17 protein-coding genes are annotated in these 19,702 nt (G+C 71.3%); 6 read left to right on the top strand and 11 right to left on the bottom strand.

All coding sequences use genetic code 11. From position 1 onward, the window contains the following. Positions 1 to 11 precede the first annotated feature (11 nt). The 5 genes from AB0N03_RS38305 to rimO all read right to left on the bottom strand — a co-directional run bounded on the left by AB0N03_RS38305 (position 12) and on the right by rimO (position 4,685). Positions 12 to 857 carry a PspA/IM30 family protein gene (locus AB0N03_RS38305; RefSeq protein WP_364382763.1) on the bottom strand — a complete coding sequence of 282 codons (846 nt, stop codon included), beginning with the start codon at positions 855 to 857 and terminating at the stop codon, positions 12 to 14. A gap of 455 nt (positions 858 to 1,312) precedes the next feature. Then, the gene (locus tag AB0N03_RS38300; protein WP_364382760.1) at positions 1,313 to 1,780 is read right to left on the bottom strand and encodes a helix-turn-helix transcriptional regulator; all 468 of its coding nucleotides are present in this window, start codon (positions 1,778 to 1,780) and stop codon (positions 1,313 to 1,315) included. Positions 1,781 to 1,879: 99 nt separating this feature from the next. After that, positions 1,880 to 2,440 carry a CinA family protein gene (locus AB0N03_RS38295; RefSeq protein WP_364382757.1) on the bottom strand — a complete coding sequence of 187 codons (561 nt, stop codon included), beginning with the start codon at positions 2,438 to 2,440 and terminating at the stop codon, positions 1,880 to 1,882. A gap of 98 nt (positions 2,441 to 2,538) precedes the next feature. Beyond that, positions 2,539 to 3,153 (bottom strand): CDP-diacylglycerol--glycerol-3-phosphate 3-phosphatidyltransferase, encoded by a 615-nt coding sequence (gene pgsA / locus AB0N03_RS38290; protein WP_364382950.1) that lies wholly within the window; start codon positions 3,151 to 3,153, stop codon positions 2,539 to 2,541. A gap of 32 nt (positions 3,154 to 3,185) precedes the next feature. Then, positions 3,186 to 4,685 carry a 30S ribosomal protein S12 methylthiotransferase RimO gene (rimO, locus tag AB0N03_RS38285; protein WP_364382754.1) on the bottom strand — a complete coding sequence of 500 codons (1,500 nt, stop codon included), beginning with the start codon at positions 4,683 to 4,685 and terminating at the stop codon, positions 3,186 to 3,188. A gap of 96 nt (positions 4,686 to 4,781) precedes the next feature. Here rimO and AB0N03_RS38280 point away from each other — a divergent pair, with 96 nt between their 5' ends. Together AB0N03_RS38280 and AB0N03_RS38275 are read left to right on the top strand one after the other, a co-directional pair. Continuing rightward, a complete protein-coding gene (locus AB0N03_RS38280) occupies positions 4,782 to 5,285 on the top strand; it encodes an amino-acid N-acetyltransferase (RefSeq protein WP_364382948.1) in 504 nt (167 codons plus the stop codon). Positions 5,286 to 5,738: 453 nt separating this feature from the next. Continuing rightward, positions 5,739 to 6,173, top strand: a complete 435-nt coding sequence (locus AB0N03_RS38275) for a phospholipase (RefSeq protein ID WP_364382751.1) — start codon at positions 5,739 to 5,741, stop codon at positions 6,171 to 6,173. Between the two features lie 3 nt (positions 6,174 to 6,176). On the opposite strand, the gene AB0N03_RS38270 is transcribed toward AB0N03_RS38275, so the two are convergent. Continuing rightward, positions 6,177 to 6,614, bottom strand: a complete 438-nt coding sequence (locus tag AB0N03_RS38270; protein WP_364382749.1) for a hypothetical protein — start codon at positions 6,612 to 6,614, stop codon at positions 6,177 to 6,179. A 36-nt stretch (positions 6,615 to 6,650) separates the two neighbouring features. Then, positions 6,651 to 9,134 carry a DNA translocase FtsK 4TM domain-containing protein gene (locus AB0N03_RS38265; protein WP_364382746.1) on the bottom strand — a complete coding sequence of 828 codons (2,484 nt, stop codon included), beginning with the start codon at positions 9,132 to 9,134 and terminating at the stop codon, positions 6,651 to 6,653. A 250-nt stretch (positions 9,135 to 9,384) separates the two neighbouring features. On the opposite strand from AB0N03_RS38265, the gene AB0N03_RS38260 reads away from it, so the two are divergent. From AB0N03_RS38260 to AB0N03_RS38245, 4 genes are all read left to right on the top strand, one after another. Then, entirely contained in the window at positions 9,385 to 10,200 is an 816-nt protein-coding gene (locus AB0N03_RS38260; protein WP_364382743.1) for a lysophospholipid acyltransferase family protein, read from the top strand. Positions 10,201 to 10,234: 34 nt separating this feature from the next. Next, positions 10,235 to 10,849, top strand: coding sequence for an NAD(P)H:quinone oxidoreductase (gene wrbA, locus AB0N03_RS38255; RefSeq protein ID WP_364382740.1), 615 nt, complete (start codon positions 10,235 to 10,237; stop codon positions 10,847 to 10,849). A 50-nt stretch (positions 10,850 to 10,899) separates the two neighbouring features. Then, positions 10,900 to 11,847, top strand: coding sequence for an EamA family transporter (locus AB0N03_RS38250; RefSeq protein WP_364382737.1), 948 nt, complete (start codon positions 10,900 to 10,902; stop codon positions 11,845 to 11,847). An 89-nt stretch (positions 11,848 to 11,936) separates the two neighbouring features. Beyond that, on the top strand, positions 11,937 to 13,259 hold the full coding sequence (locus tag AB0N03_RS38245) for an amino acid permease (protein WP_364382946.1): 1,323 nt from the start codon (positions 11,937 to 11,939) through the stop codon (positions 13,257 to 13,259). Here the strand turns inward: AB0N03_RS38245 and AB0N03_RS38240 are convergent. The 4 genes from AB0N03_RS38240 to AB0N03_RS38225 form a co-directional block, all read right to left on the bottom strand. Further along, positions 13,213 to 14,859 carry a substrate-binding domain-containing protein gene (locus AB0N03_RS38240; RefSeq protein WP_364382943.1) on the bottom strand — a complete coding sequence of 549 codons (1,647 nt, stop codon included), beginning with the start codon at positions 14,857 to 14,859 and terminating at the stop codon, positions 13,213 to 13,215. The two genes, AB0N03_RS38245 and AB0N03_RS38240, sit on opposite strands and share 47 nt — an antisense overlap. A 359-nt stretch (positions 14,860 to 15,218) precedes the next feature. Then, positions 15,219 to 16,916 (bottom strand): ribonuclease J, encoded by a 1,698-nt coding sequence (locus tag AB0N03_RS38235; protein WP_364382734.1) that lies wholly within the window; start codon positions 16,914 to 16,916, stop codon positions 15,219 to 15,221. Further along, positions 16,913 to 17,926, bottom strand: a complete 1,014-nt coding sequence (gene dapA / locus AB0N03_RS38230; protein WP_364382731.1) for a 4-hydroxy-tetrahydrodipicolinate synthase — start codon at positions 17,924 to 17,926, stop codon at positions 16,913 to 16,915. The genes AB0N03_RS38235 and dapA overlap by 4 nt, the downstream gene beginning before the upstream one ends. A gap of 102 nt (positions 17,927 to 18,028) precedes the next feature. Next, positions 18,029 to 19,516, bottom strand: coding sequence for a serine/threonine-protein kinase (locus tag AB0N03_RS38225; protein ID WP_364382728.1), 1,488 nt, complete (start codon positions 19,514 to 19,516; stop codon positions 18,029 to 18,031). Between the last annotated feature and the right edge of the window lie 186 nt (positions 19,517 to 19,702).

The following is a 19,702-nucleotide window of genomic DNA, read 5'->3' as shown; positions in this document are numbered from 1 at the left end:
CGCTGCTCGCGTCAGGCCGGGTTCTTGCCCTGCTCGGCCTGGACGCGCGCCTGGATCTCCCGCTGGACGTCAGCCGAGCTGCTCGCCGGCTTCTGGGCCGCCGCCGCGCCGCCGTCGGTCACCTGGGCGACCGAGTCACCGTGCATCGACGCGCGGATCTGCTGCAGCCGCGACTGGCCGGCCATCTGCGTGGTGGAGGCCTGGACCTCCATCATGCGCCCCTGGACCGAGTTCTGCGCCAGCTCGGCCGAGCCCAGCGCCGTGGTGTAGCGCTTCTCGATCTTGTCGCGGACCTCTTCCAGCGACGGCGTGTTGCCCGGCGCCGCCAGCTGGCTCATCTGGTTCAGCGAAGCGGAGACCTGCTCCTGCATCTTCGCCTGCTCCAGCTGCGAGAGCAGCTTCGTGCGCTCGGCCAGCTTCTGCTGCAGCATCTGCGAGTTGCGCTCCACGGCCTTCTTGGCCTGGGCCGCGGCCTGCAGCGACTGGTCGTGCAGCGTCTTCAGGTCCTCGATGTTCTGCTCGGCCGTGACGAGCTGCGTCGCGAAGCTCTCCGCGGCGTTCTCGAACTCGACGGCCTTCTGCTCGTCACCCTTCGACCGCGCTTCGTCCGCGAGGACGAGGGCCTGCCGGGTCGAGGCCTGCAGCTTCTCGACGTCACCGAGCTGCCGGTTGAGCTTCATCTCCAGCTGCCGCTGGTTGCCGATCACGGAGGCGGCCTGCTGCGTCAGCGCCTGGTGGTTGCGCTGCGCCTCCTCGATGGCCTGCTGGATCTGTACCTTCGGGTCGGCGTGTTCGTCGATCTTCGACGAGAACGCCGCCATCATGTACTTCCAGAACTTCACGAACGGGTTGGCCATCTCCTCCGCCTGCCTTCTTGCGTCCCACGGGCCTAGGTACTCGAGGTGGGGCGTCGCTCCCCTGCACATGCAACGCACCGACCCCGGCGTTGGGTTCCATCGTGTCAGGTCGGCCACGTCCGTTCCAGGCGACCCCGGGGGATTTCAGGGTTCGCCCCTGATCACCCCCGTAGGTAACGCGAACGGCCCCGGGCGGGTTGCCCGGGGCCGACGGCCGAAATGAGTCTCGGATCGGCCCGGCCGAGTGGCCGGGAACCGGCCGCCGGCGGCCCCGGAAGGACGGCCCGGGACCAACCGCGGCAAGAGTCCGGGTGCATGCCTCGGACAGGCGATGTGGAGACTCCGCCGCCCGGAAAAGCCAGGTCAGGGGCCTGAGAGCCCCACGTCCCGGCACCAGGCGAGACGCAGGCGGCCCCGGGCGGATTGCCCGGGGCCGTTTTCGCGTCTGCTTCTCGCTACGCAGCGATCGTCGAGGCCAGCTTCGGCTGCCCGATCGTCGTGCGCAGGGTGGTGTTCATCCGCGGCGCCGGGGAAACCCGCAGGTCGGCGAGGTCGTTGCCGATCAGCCCCGACATCAGGCGACCGCCTTCGATGCCGGCCGCGGAGGCCTTGGCACCGCGCTCGGGCACCTTCTCCCGGGGCGCGCCCTCCACGATCCGCTCGTCGACCGGTGCGACCTCGACGTTGTCGAGGGCCGAAACGTCCGCTGCCACCTTGTGCAGCAGTTCGCCGAGCGGAAGGTCCAGGGCCTGGCAGATGGACGCGAGCAGCTCGCTCGACGCCTCCTTCTGGCCCCGCTCCACCTCGGAGAGGTAGCCGAGGCTGACCCTGGCGGCGCGGGAGATGTCGCGCAGCGTACGACGCTGGTTGGTGCGGGCATGACGGAGCCGATCACCGATCGCCTCACGCAACAGCACGGTCATCACGCGCCTCCCTTCCGTACAAGTACCCCCTACGTTACCCAGAGCGGTGCCCCGAGCGCAGGAGTTGGGGTGCCCGTACGCCAAGGGCGAACGCCCGTTTCACGCCAGATGTTCCCCGAGCAGGGCAAACGCCGCCCGGACGGATTCGGTCCTGATCAAGTCCCGGTCGCCGCGCAGCGCCAGGGTACGGACTGTGACAAACGAGGCTTCGCCTCGGTTCGGGGGCTCCGCCACCCGAGCCCCCGAAAGACGCAGTGTGCGTGTTCCCGGCCCGGCGAGCCCGACGTGCACCGTGCCCGGCGCGACCCCGTCCTGGGCGGCCGGCCCGGCGACGCCGGTGAGCCCGAGGCCCCAGGTGGCACCGCACCGCTCGCGGGCGCCCTCGGCCAGCTGCGCGGCGACCTCCGGGTGGACGGCGCCGTGCTCGGCCAGCAGGGCGGCGTCGACCCCGGCCAGCGCGGTCTTCAGCTCGGTGGCGTAGACGACCAGTCCCCCGCGCAGGGCGGCGCTGGCCCCGGGCACGCGCGCCAGGGTGGCGCAGACGAGGCCCGCGGTCAGCGACTCGGCGGCGGCGACGGTCTCGCCGCGGGCGGTCAGGGCGGCGATGAGGGCCGCGGCCTGCTCGTCGCCCGGCCCCACCGCGGGTCGCGAATGACTCATCGGGGACGCCGGAGGCCGCGAATGAGTCATTCGCGGCACTTCAGCAGGGGTGTCGCCGGCGGGTACCGGTTCGGCGTCGCCGGACGCGTCGGGCACCGTCAGCTCCCGGTGGCCCGGCGCCCGGCCGCGCGCAGCCGCACGGCCCGGACCAGGTAGTCCACGCCGGTCACCACGGTCAGCACCAGCGCCAGCCCCATCAGCGACCAGCGGACCGGGTCGGCGCCGGCGGGCAGCGGCAGCAGGTAGGCGGTGATCGCGGCGATCTGGGCCATCGTCTTGGCCTTGCCGCCGCGGCTGGCCGGGATCACGCCGTGGCGGATCACCCAGAAGCGCAGCAGCGTGACGCCGATCTCGCGGACGGCGATGACGATGGTGACCCACCAGCCCAGCTCGCCGAGCACGCTCAGCCCGACCAGCGCGGCGCCGGTCAGCGCCTTGTCCGCGATCGGGTCGGCGATCTTGCCGAAGTCGGTGATCAGGCCGTACCGGCGGGCCACCCAGCCGTCGAGCTGGTCGGTGAAGGAGGCGACGGCGAACAGGCCGGTGGCGATCGCGCGCCAGGTCGTGTCGTGGCCGTCGCCGGTGAACAGCGCCGTGACGAACAGCGGCACCAGGACCAGCCGCGAGAGCGTCAGCAGGTTCGCCAGGTTCAGGGTCGGGACCGGGGTCGGTTCGGGAACTTGCGCGGGCGCGTCGCCGGTGGCGTGGGTCAGGCCCTCGTCGGCGGCGTCGCTGGGGAGCGCACTCACCGGTCGGCGTCCGGTGACGCGCGGACGATCAGGTCGACGCCCGCGGAGTCGACGACCTCGCACCGGAGGAAGTCACCCACCCGCGACTTCTTTTCGGGGGTCCGGGTGGCGGAGCCCCCGGCCTGGGGCGAAGCCCCGGATGTCACCGTCTTCTCCGGCGCGTCGAGGATGACGCACTCGCCGTCGACCTCGGGGGCCTGGTGCGCGGCGCGGCCGGTGAGCTCGCCGTCGTCGTCCAGCTCGACGAGCACGTCGACGAACGTGCCGATCCGGTCCTCGGCGCGCTGCGTGGTCAGCTCCTCGACCAGCGCGGAGATCCGGGTGACGCGCTTGGCGACCTCGTCGGCGTCGAGCTTGCCGTCGAAGCCCTCGGCCTCGGTGCCGTCCTCGTCGGAGTAGCCGAAGACGCCGACGGCGTCGAGGCGCGCGCCGGTCAGGAAGCGTTCCAGCTCGCTCAGGTCGTGTTCGGTCTCGCCCGGGAAGCCGACGATGACGTTGGTGCGGATGCCCGCCTCGGGCGCGTGCTCCCGGATCTGCTCGGTCAGCGCCAGGAACGAGTCCGTCGAGCCGAACCGGCGCATCCGGCGCAGCACCTGCTCGCTGGAGTGCTGGAACGACAGGTCGAAGTACTCGGCGACGCCCGGCGTGGTCGCGATGGCCTTGACCAGCTGCGGGCGCGTCTCGGCCGGCTGCAGGTAGGAGACCCGGACGCGCTCGATGCCGTCGATCTCCGCCAGGCGCGGGAGCAGCCGCTCCAGCGCGGTGGCGCCGTCGCGGCCGAAGTCCTTGCCGTAGGACGTCGAGTTCTCGCTGACCAGGAACAGCTCCTTGACGCCGTGCTCGGCCAGCCACATGGCTTCGGCGACGATCTCGTCGGGCTGCCGCGAGACGAAGGAGCCGCGGAACGACGGGATCGCGCAGAACGAGCAGCGCCGGTCGCAGCCGGAGGCGATCTTCAGCGCGGCCACCGGCGCGTCGTCGAGGCGCGTGCGCAGCACCCGCGGGCCCCAGCCGTGCTGAGCGTGGCCCGGGACCTCGACGGTCTCGGCCGCGGCGGGCCGCTGGACCGGGCTGATCGGCAGCAGCTTGCGGCGGTCGCCCGGCGTGTGCGAGGCGACCTTGCGGCCCGCGACGACGTCGTCGAGCCGGTCGGAAAGCTCGGCGTAGTGGTCGAAGCCCAGCACCGCGTCGGCCTCGGGGAGGCTGTCGGCGAGTTCGTGGCCGTAACGCTCGGCCATGCAGCCGACCGCGACGACCTTCTTGCCGGTGTCCGAGGCCGCCAGCAGCGTGTCGACGGAGTCCTTCTTGGCCGACTCGACGAAGCCGCAGGTGTTGACCACCACGACGTCGGAGTCCTCCGGATCGGCGGCCAGCTCCCAGCCGCCGGCCGCCAGCCGGCCCGCCAGCTCCTCCGAGTCGACCTCGTTGCGGGCGCAGCCCAGGGTCAGCAGGGAGACGCGTCGGGTGGCGGCAGGGTCCGTGGCAGGAGAAGGCACGACGTTCAGGGTAGCCGCCGGTCCCGGGCGGCCCGACGACGGCGTAGCCCGGTCGTGTCGGCGCCCGCGCCGCGCGATGTGGCAGGGTTGACGATCGTGCCGTCCGTCTCCCCCGCCGTCCGCCGCGCGCGGATCGCCGACGTCCGCAAGATCAAGGCCCTCGTCGACTCCGACGCCGGCCGCGTCCTGCTCGAGAAGGACCTGGTCACGCTGTACGAAGCGGTCCAGGAGTTCTGGGTCGCCGAGGTGGGTGACGAGGTCGTCGGCGCGGCCGCGCTGCACGTGCTCTGGGAGGACATCGCCGAGCTGCGCACGGTCGTGGTCGACAAGGCCGTCCGCGGCCAGGGCGTCGGGCGGGTGCTGGTGAGCCGACTGATCGACGAAGCGCGTGAGCTGGGTCTCCGGCGGCTGTTCGTGCTGACGTTCGAGACGAGCTTCTTCATCGGGCACGGCTTCGTGGAGATCCAGGGGACGCCGGTGTCGCACGAGGTCTACGAGGAGATGCGGCGCTCGCACGACACCGGCGTCGCCGAGTTCCTCGACCTGCCGTACGTCAAGCCGAACACCCTGGGCAACTCCCGGATGCTGCTCGAGCTCTGACCCGTGGACCGGACGACGTGAACGACTCATTCATGTCGTCCGGCGACAGGATCTCGGCAAAGTCGCGGCCGCGCGCGGAGTCGGGTGTCGCGAATGAGTCATTGGGGGCGCCGGAGGTCCCGAATGAGTCATTCGCGACGTTCGGCGAGGGTTGGCGACGTCATGAACGACTCTTTCCTGTCGTCCAGCGTCATGAACGACCCTTTCATGACGTCTGTTGGCCGGGCTCCGGCAAGTCGTCGCGGCTCGGGGTGACGGCGGTTCGCCAAAGGTCTTGAATGAGTCCGGCGAGGGGAAAGATTCATTCACAACCTGCCGGCGAGGCGGCCACCCCTACGCCGCCCGGATTCTGAAGGTTTCCCCTTAACATCCTTCCGGGCGGTGACGCGCACCACCGCCGAGCTCCAAGATGATCTGGTTAATCCTCCACCTGATCAGCAAGGAATGCACAAGATGCGCACGACTCTCCGGAACCTGGGGGCCACCATCGCGGTGGCCGCGACTGTCGGCGGGGGTGCCCTGCTGGGCGCCGGCACCGCGGCGGCCGTCGACATCCCGACGGTCACCGACCAGTACCTCTTCTCGACCTCGCTCTCGAACTTCGAGACGATCCGGGGGCAGGCGCCCTACAACGGCCAGCTCGACTGGTCCTCGGACGGCTGTTCGTGGGCGCCGGACAACCCGTTCGGCTGGAAGTTCCTCCCCGGTTGCCACCGGCACGACTTCGGCTACCGCAACTACAAGAAGCAGGGCCGGTTCTCCGAGGCGAACCGCCTGAAGATCGACGACAACCTGTACTCCGACCTCAAGAACGTCTGCGGCTCCAACGTGGCCTGCAAGGCCGCCGCCTGGACGTACTACCAGGCCGTGCGCAAGTTCGGCAGCTGAGCTTCAGCTGACCCGGACCGTGGCCTCCTGGCCGTCCTCGCCGACCGACACCAGCTCGACGCGGCTGGCGGCGTACGAGGTGGCCTGGGGGCCGGTGCGCGGACCGCTGTGCAGCTCGGCCGTGGTGCTTTCACCGCGGCCGGGCTCGCTCAGCAGGAACGCGAGCGTCGCTTCGCCCTGCCAGACGCACGTCATGGCCGGACGGCACCGCGAGTCCGAGACCATGCGCGTGTAGCGGATCGTCAGGTCCTTCCCCTGGATCGCGGCCTCCTGGCCGAGCCGCAGGGTGACGTCCCCCTGCGGAGCCGTGCTGACGGTCGAGGGCGGCGCCGGCTGCCCGGGCCCGGCCGGGACGGGGTGCCCGGAGGCGACCGAACTCCCGGCGCCCACCGCGACGACGGCGAAGGCGAACAGTCCGGCTGCGAATCGCTGCAGGTCCATGCGCTCAGGACGGAACGACCGCGCCGGCGGGTTGCACTACTCGTCGTCCGGGTCGGCCGGGACCGGGTCGCCGCCGCGGATCATGAACAGCACCGACTCCAGCTCCTCCGGCTTGATCAGCACGTCACGGGCCTTCGAGCCCTCCGACGGGCCGACGATCCCCCGGCTCTCCAGCAGGTCCATCAGGCGGCCCGCCTTGGCGAACCCGACCCGCAGCTTGCGCTGCAGCATGGACGTCGAGCCGAACTGGGACGTCACGATCAGCTCCGCCGCCTGCAGCAGGACGTCGAGGTCGTCGCCGATGTCGGCGTCGATCTCCTTCTTCTCGCCGGCCTTCTGCGCGGTGACGCCGTCCTGGTAGTCCGGCTGCGCCTGCTCCTTGGCGTAGTTGACGACGGCGGAGATCTCCTCGTCGCCGACGAACGCGCCCTGGATGCGGACCGGCTTGCCGGCGCCCATCGGCAGGTAGAGCGCGTCGCCCATGCCGATCAGCTTCTCCGCGCCCGGCTGGTCGAGGATGACCCGTGAGTCGGTCAGCGACGACGTCGCGAAGGCCAGCCGGGACGGCACGTTGGTCTTGATCAGGCCGGTCACGACGTCGACCGACGGCCGCTGCGTCGCCAGGACCAGGTGGATGCCGGCGGCGCGGGCCTTCTGGGTGATCCGGACGATCGCGTCCTCGACGTCGCGCGGGGCGGTCATCATCAGGTCGGCGAGCTCGTCGACGATCGCCATGATGTAGGGGTAGGGCCGGTACTCGCGCTCGGACCCGGGCGGCGCGGTGATCTCGCCGGACTTGACCTTCTTGTTGTAGTCGTCGATGTGCCGGACTTTGTTGACCTGCATGTCCTGGTAGCGCTGCTCCATCTCCTCCACCAGCCAGGCCAGCGCGGCGGCGGCCTTCTTCGGCTGGGTGATGATGGGCGTGATCAGGTGCGGGATGCCCTCGTACGGCGTCAGCTCGACCATCTTCGGGTCGATCAGGATCATCCGGCACTCGTCCGGCGTCGCCCGCGCGAGCAGCGACACCAGCATCGAGTTGACGAAGCTCGACTTACCGGAACCGGTGGAACCGGCGACCAGGAGGTGGGGCATCTTCGTCAGGTTCGCCGTGACGAAGTGACCCTCGATGTCCTTGCCGAGGCCGATCACCATCGGGTGGTTGTCCTTGACCGTGGTCGGCGCACGCAGGACGTCGCCCAGGCGGACCATCTCGCGGTCGGAGTTGGGCACCTCGATGCCGACCGCGGACTTGCCGGGGATCGGCGCCAGCAGCCGGACGTTGTCGGTGGCCACGGCGTAGGCGATGTTCTTGGTCAGCGCGGTGATCTTCTCGACCTTGACGCCCGGGCCGAGCTCGACCTCGTACCGGGTGACCGTCGGGCCGCGGGTGAAGCCGGTGACCTGCGCGTCGATGCTGAACTGCTCCAGGACGCCGGTGATCGCCTCGATCATGGCGTCGTTGGCCTTGCTGCGGGACTTCGGCGCGTCGCCGAGCTTCAGCAGGTCGGGCGGCGGGAGCTGGTAGTCGCCTTCGACCGTGCGGGTCATCGCGAGCGGCGGCTCCGGGGCCTTCTTCGACTTCTTCTCGGGCACCTCGACCGGCTTGGGCACGGCCTTGGGGGGCTTGATCGGCGTCGGCATCTCGGCCAGCGCGGCGTCGAGGTCGAGCTGCTCGGGGTCGGCGTCGGCGGCCTGGCGGCGGCGCGAGGGCTTGCGCAGGCGCGCGGACTTCGGGTCGGCCTCGGTGACGGTGTCCTCGTCGGTGGCCAAGCCGGCCTTCTGGTCCGCTTCGGCGATCTCGTCTTCGTCGAGGCCCCAGCTGCGCAGCCGGTGCGGGATCTCGCGGACCGGGGTGCCGGTGAACACGAGGATGCCGAAGACCAGCGCGAGGATGAGGATCGGCACGGCGACCCAGGTGGTGACGCCCAGGGTGAGCAGGCCGCCGGAGAAGGCGCCGATGATGCCGCCGGCGTACATCCGGCCGTCGTTCGTGGCCGGGAGCGCGGTGAAGATGTGCAGCATCCCGAGCACCGACAGGACGACCATGATGGTGCCAATCACCATCCGCGGCCGCGTCTCGGGGTGCGGTTCGGACCGCATGAGCGCGACGGCCACGACGACGAGGACCAGCGGAAGCGTCACGGCCCCGGCGCCGAGGACGGACCGGGTGGCGATTTCGACCCCGGCCCCGATCGGCCCGGCGGCCCGCCACCAGACCCCGACGGCCGCGACGATGGCCAGCGCCATCAGCCCGAGCGCGAGGCCGTCACGGCGGTGTTCGGCCTCGAGCTCGCGGGTGCGGCCGACGGTCCTGGCCAGCGTGCCGATGCCCTTGGCCAGCAGGTTCCAGGTGCCGCGGACGCCCTTGCCGAAGATCCCGGGCGTCTTGCGGCGCGAGCGGGGTGCGGGCTTGCGAGCGGACGACGTACGTGGCTTCGCGGGTGTACGCGGCTTACGCGCCGCTGCCCCCTTGGCGCCGCTTCCTGTGCTTCGCTTCCTCGTCGCCGACCCAGCCATGCCCTCAACGGTAACCGGCCGTCGCCGTTCGTCACCTGCGCCACTCTCGGCGCAGGGCGAACTTCTGCCTCAGATCCGGGCCCGAGCGGCCATCCGGGTGAACGCCCCAAGGCCACCTTGGGTGCGTCAGACGCACCCAAGGCGGCCTTCGGTGCGTCTGACGCACCGAAGGCCGCCTTGGGGCGCTGGGGGTGAACCGATCCGGCCAGTGCGCATCCGGGTGAATCCGGCGTCTGCCATGCTCTGCCCCATGGTCGCGCTGCACTCCGACAACACCTCCCGCCGGGCCCCCGCCATCTGGCGGACCATGCTGAACATCGACCGCGGGCTGGTGAACCTGGTCGGACGGCTCACCGTCAGCGGCCGGATCCCGGCCGGGCTGCGCGGCCGGCCGCTGCTGATGACCGCGAACCACATCGGCGTGTTCGACGCGTTCGTGCTGATGGCCGCGTGCAAGCGGATCGGCATCAACCCGCGGTTCATGCTGGCCGGCGGCATCCTGGACGCCCCGGTCATCGGCCCGGCGCTGCGGGTCAGCGGCCACCTGCGGGTCGACCGGAAGGTCGCCGCGACCGCCGTCGGGCAGTTCACCGAGGCCGTCGAAGCGCTCAAGACCACGCGCGAGCCGATCGTCGTCTATCCGGAGGGCCGGATCAGCCACGATCCGGGCCTGTGGCCGGAACGCGGCAAGACCGGCGCGGCGCGGCTGGCGCTGGCCGCGGGCGTGCCGGTGATCCCGATCAGCCAGTGGGGCGCGCACGAGGCCGTCTACTGGGGCACCGAGACCGTCAACGGGCCGGCCGACCTGGTCCCGCTCGCTCGTTCCGGGCTCAGCGCGCCGCTGCGCCGGCCGAAGTTCCGGGTGCACTTCGGCGACCCCGTCGACCTGTCGGACGTCGAGCCGGAGCGCCCGGGCGCCGGGGTGCGCGCGCACGCGAAGATCATGCAGGCGATCACCGACGGGCTCATCCCGCTGCGCGCGGGCGAGCTGGACCGGCCCCGCTTCCACGACCCGACGCGGCCGACCGACACCGTCAGTCCGTGGAAGCCCAAGTCCGGATTCTGAGACGCGCGTCGCCGCACCCCTAGAGTCGGCGGACGTGAGCACACGGATTCTCGTCGTCTACTACAGCTCGACCGGCAACACGGCCGCCCTCGCCGAGTCGCTCGCCGCGGGGGCCCGCGAGACCGGCGCCGACGTGCGGGTGCGGACCGTGCCGGAGACCGTGCCCGCCGAGGCCATCGCCCATAACCGGCGCTGGCAGGCCTGGATCGACTCGGGCCCGCACCACGCCCTGGCCACGCTCGACGACCTCGAGTGGGCCGACGGGCTCGCCGTCGGCAGCCCGACCCGGTTCGGCGGCCCCGCGGCCCAGCTGAAGTCCTATTTGGACAGTACGGGTGGGCTGTGGGCGCGGGGGAAGCTGGCCGACAAGGTCGCGACGTCGTTCACGACGGCGTCCACCCGGCACGGCGGCCTGGAGTCGACGCTGCTGGCGATCAACAACGTCTTCTACCACTGGGGCGCGATCGTCGTCCCGCTCGGCTACACCGACCCGCACCTGATGGAGTCCGGCAACCCGTACGGCGGCTCGTTCGTCTCCCGCAAGTCGGCGGCGCCGGACGAGCTGGCCCTCGGCGCGCTGCGCGTGCAGGGACGGCGGCTCGCGACGATCGCGACCCACGTCGCGACCGGGCTGAAGCAGGCCGAATAACCGGAAAAATCACTTAGGCAGTCACGCGGGGAGCACCTACAGTCGCGGTGGTGACCACCGAGCTGCCCGTCCTCGCCCCACCCCGGGTCGCCCACCGCGGCCGCGGGACCACGCTCGTGCTGCTCGCGGCGCTGTTCTTCAGCACGTCGGGCACGCTGGGCAAGTCCGCCATGTCCGCCGGCTTCAGCCCGGAGCAGGTGGCCGCGATGCGGATCGGGCTCGCCGGCGTGATCCTGCTCGCCGGGGTGGCGCTGGTGGCGCCGCGGAAGCTGCGGGTGCGCCGGAGCGAGCTCCCGGTCCTGGCCGGGTACGGCCTGCTCGGCGTCGCCGGTGTGCAGCTGCTCTACTTCGTCGCCGCGGGCCGGATCCCCGTCGGCATCGCGATCCTGCTGGAGTTCATCTCGCCGGTGCTCATCGCGCTGTGGGTGCGGTTCGTGCGCCGGCACCGGCTGCCGCGCTCGGTGTGGGGCGGTATCGCGCTGGCCATGGTGGGCCTGTCGCTGGTCGCCCAGGTCTGGCAGGGCGTCACGCTGAACGGCGTCGGGCTGCTCGCCGGCTTCGGTGCGGCGCTGTGCTCGGCCGGGTACTTCCTGCTCGGCGAGCGCGCGGTGGCCGACATCGACCCGCTGGGCCTGGTCACCTGGGGCATGGTGATCGGCGCGGTCCTGGTCAGCCTGGTCGCGCCGCCGTGGACGTGGCCGATCGGGCTGCTCGGCACGGACGTCGCGTTCGGCGCCTGGCGCCCGCCGGTGTGGCTCCTGCTCGTGCTGCTGGTGCTGGTCGCGACCGTGCTCGCCTACGTCTTCGGGATCTCGTCGCTGCGGCACCTGCCGGCGTCGGTGGCGAGCGTGCTCGGGCTGGTCGAGCCGGTGATCGTCACGGTCACGGCGTGGGCGCTGCTCGGCGAGGAGCTCACCTGGCTGCAGCTGCTCGGCTCGGCGATTCTGCTCGGCGGCGCGTACCTGGTGCAGCGGAAGTCGGAAATCCTCACGAGCTGATCTCTTCACGAGTTGGCGCGCGAGTGCGAGAATTCCCCACCGTGACGTCTCAGGGGCTTCGACCCGAACTGCGGCAGCGGCACGTCCGGATGATCGCCCTCGGCGGCATCATCGGCGCGAGCCTGTTCATCGGCAGCGGCGCGGTGATCCACACCGTCGGCCCGGCGGCCGTGCTCTCCTACGCCCTCGGCGGGCTGCTCGTCGTGCTCGTCATGCGGATGCTCGGCGAGATGGCAACAGCGGCTCCTTCATTGGGCTCGTTCATGGAGTACGCGCGCGACTCGCTCGGCGGCTGGGCGGGCTTCACGATCGGCTGGCTGTACTGGTACTTCTGGGTCGGCGTCGTCGCGTTCGAAGCGGTCGCCGGCGCGAAGATCCTGCAGGGCTGGATTCCCGGTGTGCCGCAATGGGTGTTCTCGCTGGCACTGATGCTGCTGCTGACGGCGACGAACTTGGCGTCGGCGCGGTCGTTCGGCGAGACGGAGTTCTGGCTGGCGTCGATCAAGGTGGCCACCATCGTGGTGTTCCTGGTGCTGGGCCTGCTGTTCGTGCTCGGGCTCTGGCCGGGCGCGCACTTCTCGGTGGGCAACATCGGCCTCGACGGCTTCGTCGCGAACGGCGGATTTTCGGTCGTCCACGGCGTGGTGATCGTGATCTTCTCCTACTTCGGCGCGGAGATCGTGACGATCGCGGCGGCGGAGTCGAGCGAACCGGAGACGGCGGTCCGCAAGGCGACGTCGACGATCGTCTGGCGCGTGATCTTGTTCTACGTGGGTTCGGTGGCGCTGCTGGTGATGATCACACCGTGGCGCGAGGTGCCGAGCGAGACGAGCCCGTTCGCGGCGGCGTTCGGCCGCTTCGGCGTCCCGGCGGCGACGACCATCGTGGCGGCGGTGGTCCTGACGGCGGCGCTGTCAGTGCTGAATTCGGGGCTGTACACGGCATCCCGGATGTTGTTCGCGTTGCGCCGCCACGGCTGGGCCCCGGCGTGGGTGGCGGACACGAACGCGCGCGGCGTGCCGTGGAAGGCGATCCTGGTGTCCACTTCGGTCGGTTACGTCGCGGTGGTCATGAGTTACGTTTCGCCGGACAAGATCTTCTACTTCATCATCAACTCGGCGGGCGCGGTGGCTTTGTTCGTGTACGCCATCATCTGCGGGTCGCAGCTGCGGATGCGCCGGGAGCTGGAGGCTTCGGCGCCGGAGAAGCTGAAGCTGCGGATGTGGGGCTATCCGTGGCTGAGCTGGCTGACGTTGGTGGTGACGCTGGTCGTGGTGGCCTCGATGCTGTTCGTGGACGACGACACGCGGGCGCAGCTGTACCTGAGCTTGCTCAGCCTGGCGGTGATCTTGGCGGTGTACGCCCTCATCCGCCGGCGATCCGGCTCAGTGCCCCGAAAAACACGTCCGTGATCTTCGCCGGGTCCGGGGCCACGAACGCCTGACCACCCGTCGCCGCGGTGAGCTGGTCCAGCTCCGGCTTGTCCGCGTCCGGGCCGATGCCGACCCCGATCAGCGGGATCGGGCGGCGCGGGTCCTGCAGCTTCGCCAGCTCCGACAACAGATCCTCGCGCGAAATCCCGTGCGGGTCCTCGTTTCTCCCGTCCGTCAACACGATCACCAGGTTGAGCCGGCCCGGCTCCCACTCGCGGCGCGCGGTGCGGTACGTGTCCAGGACACTGTCGTACAGCCCCGTGCCGCCGTTCGGCGTGGCCTTCACCTGGGCCAGCTTGTCCAGCGCGCCACTCGCCAGGTGCTGGGCCACCGGCGCCATCGGCAGCAGCTCGCGGTAGTCCTTGTCGCCGTCCAGCCGGGTCGAGAACGCCAGCATCCGCAGCTGGGTCGTGGGCTTGAACAGGTGCAGCGCCTTCGCCGTTGCCTGCATCGAGAGCTGCATCCGGTTCAGCCCGGTCCCCGGCACCTGCGCGTTCATCGACCCCGAAACGTCGACGAGCACCTGCACCCGCGCGCTCAGGTTGACCCCGGCCCACTGGTTGAGCAGCTCGTCGATCGCCGTGGCCGCGGGGAGGTTCGCGGCCCGGAAACCGGCCGTCGACACCCTCGGGTCGTCCGGGTGCTCGCGCAGCGCCTGGCCGCCCGCCGCGCGCAGGCCCGTCTTCGCGATGGCGTCCGCGCCCGCGTCGCCGAGGACCGCGTCCCGCAGCGCGTCGACGATCGGACGTTGCTGCGGCGTGATCCCGCCCAGCTCGGCGAACGGGTAGTCCAAACTCGGTACCGCGGCCGAGTAGACGGCGACGAGCGGCGACGTCCCGTCCTCGATGTTGTGGCGCAGCAACGAGTTCTCCGACACGGGGAACGTCGTCACCGCGCCCGTGCCGCCGCTGCCGCCCGAGCCCGGCAGCCGCGCGATCAGGTCCGTCTCGGCGCCGAGCGTGTTGGCCGAAAACCGCCGCAGCAGCGCGACATACGCGCCCGCGGGCTCGGTGGCCGTCTTGACGCTCTCCCTCATGCCGAGCAGCGCCACCGCGGCGACCGAGTCGCGAGCCGGGTCCGACATCCCCGGGACGGCGCCCTGCGCGCCCAGCACGTCGGCCCAGGTGGGCGTGCGTTCGGGCCAGCCGATGCCCTTCGCGACGTCCTCGGCGACGGCCAGCACCACCGGCGAGCTGGCCACCGACGCCCCGGTCTCGGGGACGTCGGCCGCGCCGAGCTGGTGGGCGCGCCGCAGCGCGAGGGTCGAGTCCGGCACCCACACCTGCGGCCGCGCGCTGCCGTCGGACATGGCGAGCCGCTCGGCGGCCGAGGCCGCCTCCCTCGTCTGGACCTCGACGCTGCCGCACCGGAGGTCGAGACCACGGGCGACGAGCGTGAGCGCGGGCGCGACGTCGTCGGACGCGGTGACGAGGACCTTCGCCGGCTGTTCGCACGTGGGCCGGGACTTCACCACCGAGACGGTGACCCAGGCCGCGGCCCCGAGGACGAGCACGAGACCGGTCGCGACGGCGGGCACGAGCAGCCGGCGTCGTCGTCCGTCCGGCGAGTGACGTCCCATCGGCACGGCCTCTCTTCCCGAGGCGGGATGGGATCAAGGTTAGTCCCCGGCCGAGCGGCGGTTCGTGGTCCAGACGGCCTAACACCCCGCCGCGGACCTCATCCCTCGGAAGGACGAAGTCCGCCCCGGAGGGGATGTCCGGCGCGGCGGAAGGGGAAACACTGGGAGCCTGACCGCTTGGGGGTACGCATGAAACCGACACGAGCCGACCAGCGCCGGGCACGCCGGGCCCTGCTCCGCCAGACCGTCGCGCTGGCCTTCGCCCTGCTGCTGGCCAAGGTGACGCGCTAGAAAGCCGTGAAGGCCACCTTCAGGAACTTTAAGTTCCTGAAGGTGGCCTTCACGGCTTTGACCGGCGGCTAGACCGGGATGACCGTCGGGACGATCATCGGGCGGCGGCGGTAGGTGTCGGCCACCCAGCGGCCGACCACCCGGCGGACCGCCTGCGCGATCCGGTGGGTGTCGGTGATGCCCTCGGACTCCGTGCGCGCCAGCTCCATCTCCACCAGCGGCACCACGGCGGCGAGCGCCTTCGGGTCGTCGGAGAAGCCGCGGCCGGACACCGTCGGGGCGCTGACCGGGCGGCCGGTGGCGGATTCGATCGCGACGCTGATCGAGATGAACCCGCCTTCGCCGAGGACCAGCCGGTCGGACAGGGTCGACTCGCCGACGTCACCGACGGACAGGCCGTCGACGTAGACGTGCCCGACCTCGACGCGACCGGTGCGGGACGCCTTGCCGTCGATCAGGTCGACGACCACGCCGTCCTCGGCGATCACCACGTTGTCCGCCGCGACGCCGGTGCGGATCGCCAGCTCGGCGTTGGCCTTCAGGTGCTTCCACTCGCCGTGGACCGGCATCACGTTGCTCGGCCGCACCGCGTTGTACAGGTAGAGCAGCTCCCCCGCCGACGCGTGGCCGGACACGTGCACCTTGGCGTTGCCCTGGTGCACGACGTTCGCGCCGAGCCGGGTCAGGCCGTTGACCACGCCGAACACCGCGGTCTCGTTACCCGGGATCATCGAGCTGGCCAGCACGACGGTGTCGCCCGCGCGGATCGAGATCTGCCGGTGCTCGCCGCGCGCCATCCGCGACAGCGCCGAGAGCGGCTCGCCCTGCGAACCCGTCGAGACGAACAGGACCTTGCTCTCCGGCAGGGTGCTCGCCTGGTCGAGGTCGACCAGCAGGCCGTCCGGCACGTTGAGCAGGCCCAGCTCGGCCGCGATCCCCATGTTGCGGACCATCGACCGGCCGACGAACGCGATCCGGCGGCCGTGCCGCTGCGCGGCGTCGAGCACCTGCTGGACGCGGTGGACGTGGCTGGCGAAGCAGGCCACGATCACGCGCTGGTCGACGCGGCGGATGACGTCGTCGAGGACCGGGCCGATGTCGCGCTCGGGCATGACGAACCCGGGCACCTCGGCGTTGGTCGAGTCGACGCAGAACAGGTCGACGCCCTCGTCGCCGAGCCGGGAGAAGCCGGCCAGGTCGGTAAGGCGCCCGTCCAGCGGGAGCTGGTCGAGCTTGATGTCGCCGGTGTGCAGCACCACGCCCGCCGGCGTGCGGATGGCCACGGCCAGCGCGTCCGGGATGGAGTGGTTGACCGCGAAGAACTCGAGGTTGAACAAGCCGACGTCGCGGCGCTCACCCTCGCGGACCTGGATCAGCTTCGGTCGCTGCCGGTGCTCCTTGGCCTTCGCCGCGAGCAGGGCGTTGGTGAACTTCGAGCCGTAGATCGGCAGGTCCGGCCGCAGGCGCAGGAGGAACGGGACGGCACCGATGTGGTCCTCGTGCCCGTGGGTGAGCACCAGTCCGTCGATGTCGTCGAGGCGGTCCTCGATCGCGCGGAAGTCGGGCAGGATCAGGTCGACGCCGGGCTGGTCGTCCTCGGGGAAGAGGACCCCGCAGTCGACGATGAGCAGCCGGCCGCCGTACTCGAAGACGGTCATGTTGCGCCCGACCTCGCCGATACCGCCCAGCGCGACGACGCGCAGGGCTCCGGCGGGCAGTGCGGGCGGGGCGTTGGTGGGGCCTGGACCTGGGGGAAGTGAGCTCACCGAGGCAGGGTCCCAACGCTGGTGTGCGAGGTCGGCGCCACGTAGGCGGCCCTCGAATCTGCTTGTGCCACCCGCTCACCATGCCAGTCCTGGGCCGCCGTGTCGCCCAGCGGCACGCCGCCTTGCCCCAGATCACCGGCGATCAGGACCGTCTGCTCGGTGGTCGGCGCGATGATCGGGAGCCGCGGCTCGCCGACTTCGAAGCCGCGCAGCCGCAGCGCCGTCTTGCTGAACGCGACCCCGCCGACCCGCGACATCGCGCGCAGCACCGGCAGCATGCCGCGGTGGTTGGTGCGCGCGGTGGACGTGTCGCCGTTCTCGTAGGCGTCGATCATCGCGCGGATCCGGCCCGCGACGACGTGACCGATCACACTCACCACGCCGGCGCCGCCGACCGAGATCCACGGCAGGTTCAGGCCGTCGTCGCCGGAGTAGTAGGCGAGGTGGGTGTTGGCGATGACCTCGGAGCCGGCGATCAGGTCGCCCTTGGCGTCCTTGACCGCGACGATCCGCGGGTGCTCGGCCAGCCGCAGCAGCGTGTCGACCTCGATCGGCACGACCGAGCGCGGCGGGATGTCGTAGAGCATCACCGGCAGCCCGGTGCTGTCCGCGACCGCCGTGAAGTGCGCGTGCAGGCCGGCCTGGCTCGGCCGCGAGTAGTACGGGGTGACGACCAGCAGGCCGTGCGCGCCGGCTTCTTCGGCCTGCTTCGCCTGCTCGAGGCTGTGCGCGGTGTTGTTGGTGCCCGCGCCGGCCACGACGGTCGCGCGGTCGCCGACGGCCTCGACCACGGCGCGGATGAGCTCCTGCTTCTCCGCGTCGCTCGTGGTCGGGCTCTCGCCGGTGGTGCCGTTGATGACCAGGCCGTCGTTCCCCAGCTCCACGAGGTGCTCGGCCAGCTCCTGCGCCCGCTTCAGGTCCAGCGCGCCTTCGGTGTCGAAGGGGGTGACCATCGCGGTGAGCACGCGCCCGAAGGGCCTTCCCGGCGCTGCGGTAGGTGGGTTGGACATGGCCAGACGGTACCCCGTCGCACCCACAAAAATCGCGCCGACCTGGTCACGCCCGGCGAAGTGCGGAGGATTTCCGTGCGCCGGCCGCTCGTCGCGGAACTTCTACTTGACCTTGGTCACGATCGGCGCGGAGATCGGGCCGCCGTCGGCCTTGGCGAGCACGCAGTAGAACTCGCGGGTGGGGCTGTGGCCACTGTCCTCGTCCGGCAGGCTCTGCCACTGGGCCTGCGTCGGCACGAGTGCCCGGTACTTGAGGCCTTCGCGCTTGGCATCGGGGACGATCGAGGAGCGGAACGAGGCCGCGCAGCGAGCTTCGGCCACCGCGGTGGCCGCCTCCAGGCCCGGGTAGGCGGCCACCGTCGCGTCGCTGTCGCTCCAGCTCGCGGCGCCGATGACGTCGCCGGCGTCGTAGATCTCGAGGGTGTGGCTGTCCTTGCAGTCGCCGTCGTTGTCGCCGCTGATGACGCCGCCGTCCTGGACCGTGGCGTTGTAGCAGGGGTAGCTGGAGCTGGCGTCGACGCGCATCTGCCCGCCGAGGCCGAACGTCAGGGTCGGCAGCTTCTGCTGGTCGACGGCCGGGGCTTCGAAGGCCCTGCCGGCGAAGAAGCCGCCGACCAGGGCACCGACGACGAGCACCGCGGCCACCGAGAGCCACAGCGCACGGAGGTTCTTCTTCGCCGGCTGCGGCGTCAGCCGGGTCATGGGCTGGACCATCGCGGTGCCGCCCGGCGGGGTGGGCCGCACGCCCTGCGCCGTGGTCAGGAGGTTCTGCGCCTGGGCGGCGGTGAGGCGCGCGTCGGGGTTCGCGACGAGCAGGCCGAGGATGGCCGCGGCGATCGGGCCCTGGCCGCGGGTCAGGTACGGGATCTCGGTCATGATCGCGTGCAGCGTCGCGGCGGTGGTCGCGCGCTCGAACGGGATCGAGCCTTCGACGGCGAAGAACAGCGTCGCGCCGAGGGACCACAGGTCGGACGCGGGCAGCGCTTCGCGGCCCTCGACGCGCTCCGGCGCCATGAACGCGGGTGAGCCGACGATCATGCCGCTGGTGGTCAGGCGCGGGTCGTCGACGGCGTGGGCGATGCCGAAGTCGGTGAGCTTCACGCGGCCGTCGGGCGCGACGAGGATGTTCGCCGGCTTGACGTCCCGGTGCACGATCCCGGCGGCGTGCGCGGCCTGCAGCGCGGCCAGCACCCGCTCCCCCATCAGCGCCGCCTGCGCGGCGGGCATCGGGCCACGCTGACGGACGAGGTCGGCCAGCGACGGCGCTTCGACGAGCTCCATCACGATGAAGGTGGTGCCGCCGTCGGTGATGACGTCGTAGACGGTGACGACGGCGGGGTCGTTGAGCCGCCCGCCGGTGCGCACCTCGCGCAAGGCGCGTTCGGAGAAGACGGCGGCGGACTCGGCGTCGGGCAGCCGCAGTTCCTTGACGGCGACCGGCCGGCCGATGACCTGGTCCTGCGCCCGCCACACGACGCCCATGCCGCCCCGGCCGAGCTCGCCGAGCAGCGCATAACGGCCCGCGACCACCCGCTGACCAGGCGTGGCGGGCGCCCGCGGTGGATACGGCCGGGTCTGTTCGTCGGTCACGGTGCTCCTTCGGGCGGCGGTCGCGCAGATGCTAGTCGGACCACCGGGAGCCGCTGGGGGTTCCGCGGAATTCGTGACCCGGCCGGGGTGCCGGGGGTCCGGCGACCGGTCCGAGCGTCGGGGGGATAAGAATAAGGCCCCCCCCCCCCCCCCAAAAAAGAAAAACAGACACCCCCCCCGGGCCGG

The organism is Amycolatopsis sp. NPDC051061 (assembly GCF_040682935.1).
Classification (GTDB): Bacteria; Actinomycetota; Actinomycetes; order Mycobacteriales; family Pseudonocardiaceae; genus Amycolatopsis.
The sequence above is the reverse complement of the archived record's forward strand: the minus strand, read 5'-3'. Positions and strand labels throughout refer to the sequence as shown.

Excerpts from the sequence above, each read along its gene's own strand:
- AB0N03_RS38305 (WP_364382763.1), bottom strand. The coding sequence starts at position 857 with ATGGCCAACCCGTTCGTGAAGTTCTGGAAGTACATGATGGCGGCGTTC.
- AB0N03_RS38300 (WP_364382760.1), bottom strand. The coding sequence starts at position 1,780 with ATGACCGTGCTGTTGCGTGAGGCGATCGGTGATCGGCTCCGTCATGCC.
- AB0N03_RS38295 (WP_364382757.1), bottom strand. The coding sequence starts at position 2,440 with ATGAGTCATTCGCGACCCGCGGTGGGGCCGGGCGACGAGCAGGCCGCG.
- AB0N03_RS38275 (WP_364382751.1), top strand. The coding sequence starts at position 5,739 with ATGCGCACGACTCTCCGGAACCTGGGGGCCACCATCGCGGTGGCCGCG.
- AB0N03_RS38270 (WP_364382749.1), bottom strand. The coding sequence starts at position 6,614 with ATGGACCTGCAGCGATTCGCAGCCGGACTGTTCGCCTTCGCCGTCGTC.
- AB0N03_RS38265 (WP_364382746.1), bottom strand. The coding sequence starts at position 9,134 with ATGGCTGGGTCGGCGACGAGGAAGCGAAGCACAGGAAGCGGCGCCAAG.
- AB0N03_RS38260 (WP_364382743.1), top strand. The coding sequence starts at position 9,385 with ATGGTCGCGCTGCACTCCGACAACACCTCCCGCCGGGCCCCCGCCATC.
- AB0N03_RS38245 (WP_364382946.1), top strand. The coding sequence starts at position 11,937 with ATGATCGCCCTCGGCGGCATCATCGGCGCGAGCCTGTTCATCGGCAGC.
- AB0N03_RS38240 (WP_364382943.1), bottom strand. The coding sequence starts at position 14,859 with ATGGGACGTCACTCGCCGGACGGACGACGACGCCGGCTGCTCGTGCCC.
- dapA (WP_364382731.1), bottom strand. The coding sequence starts at position 17,926 with ATGTCCAACCCACCTACCGCAGCGCCGGGAAGGCCCTTCGGGCGCGTG.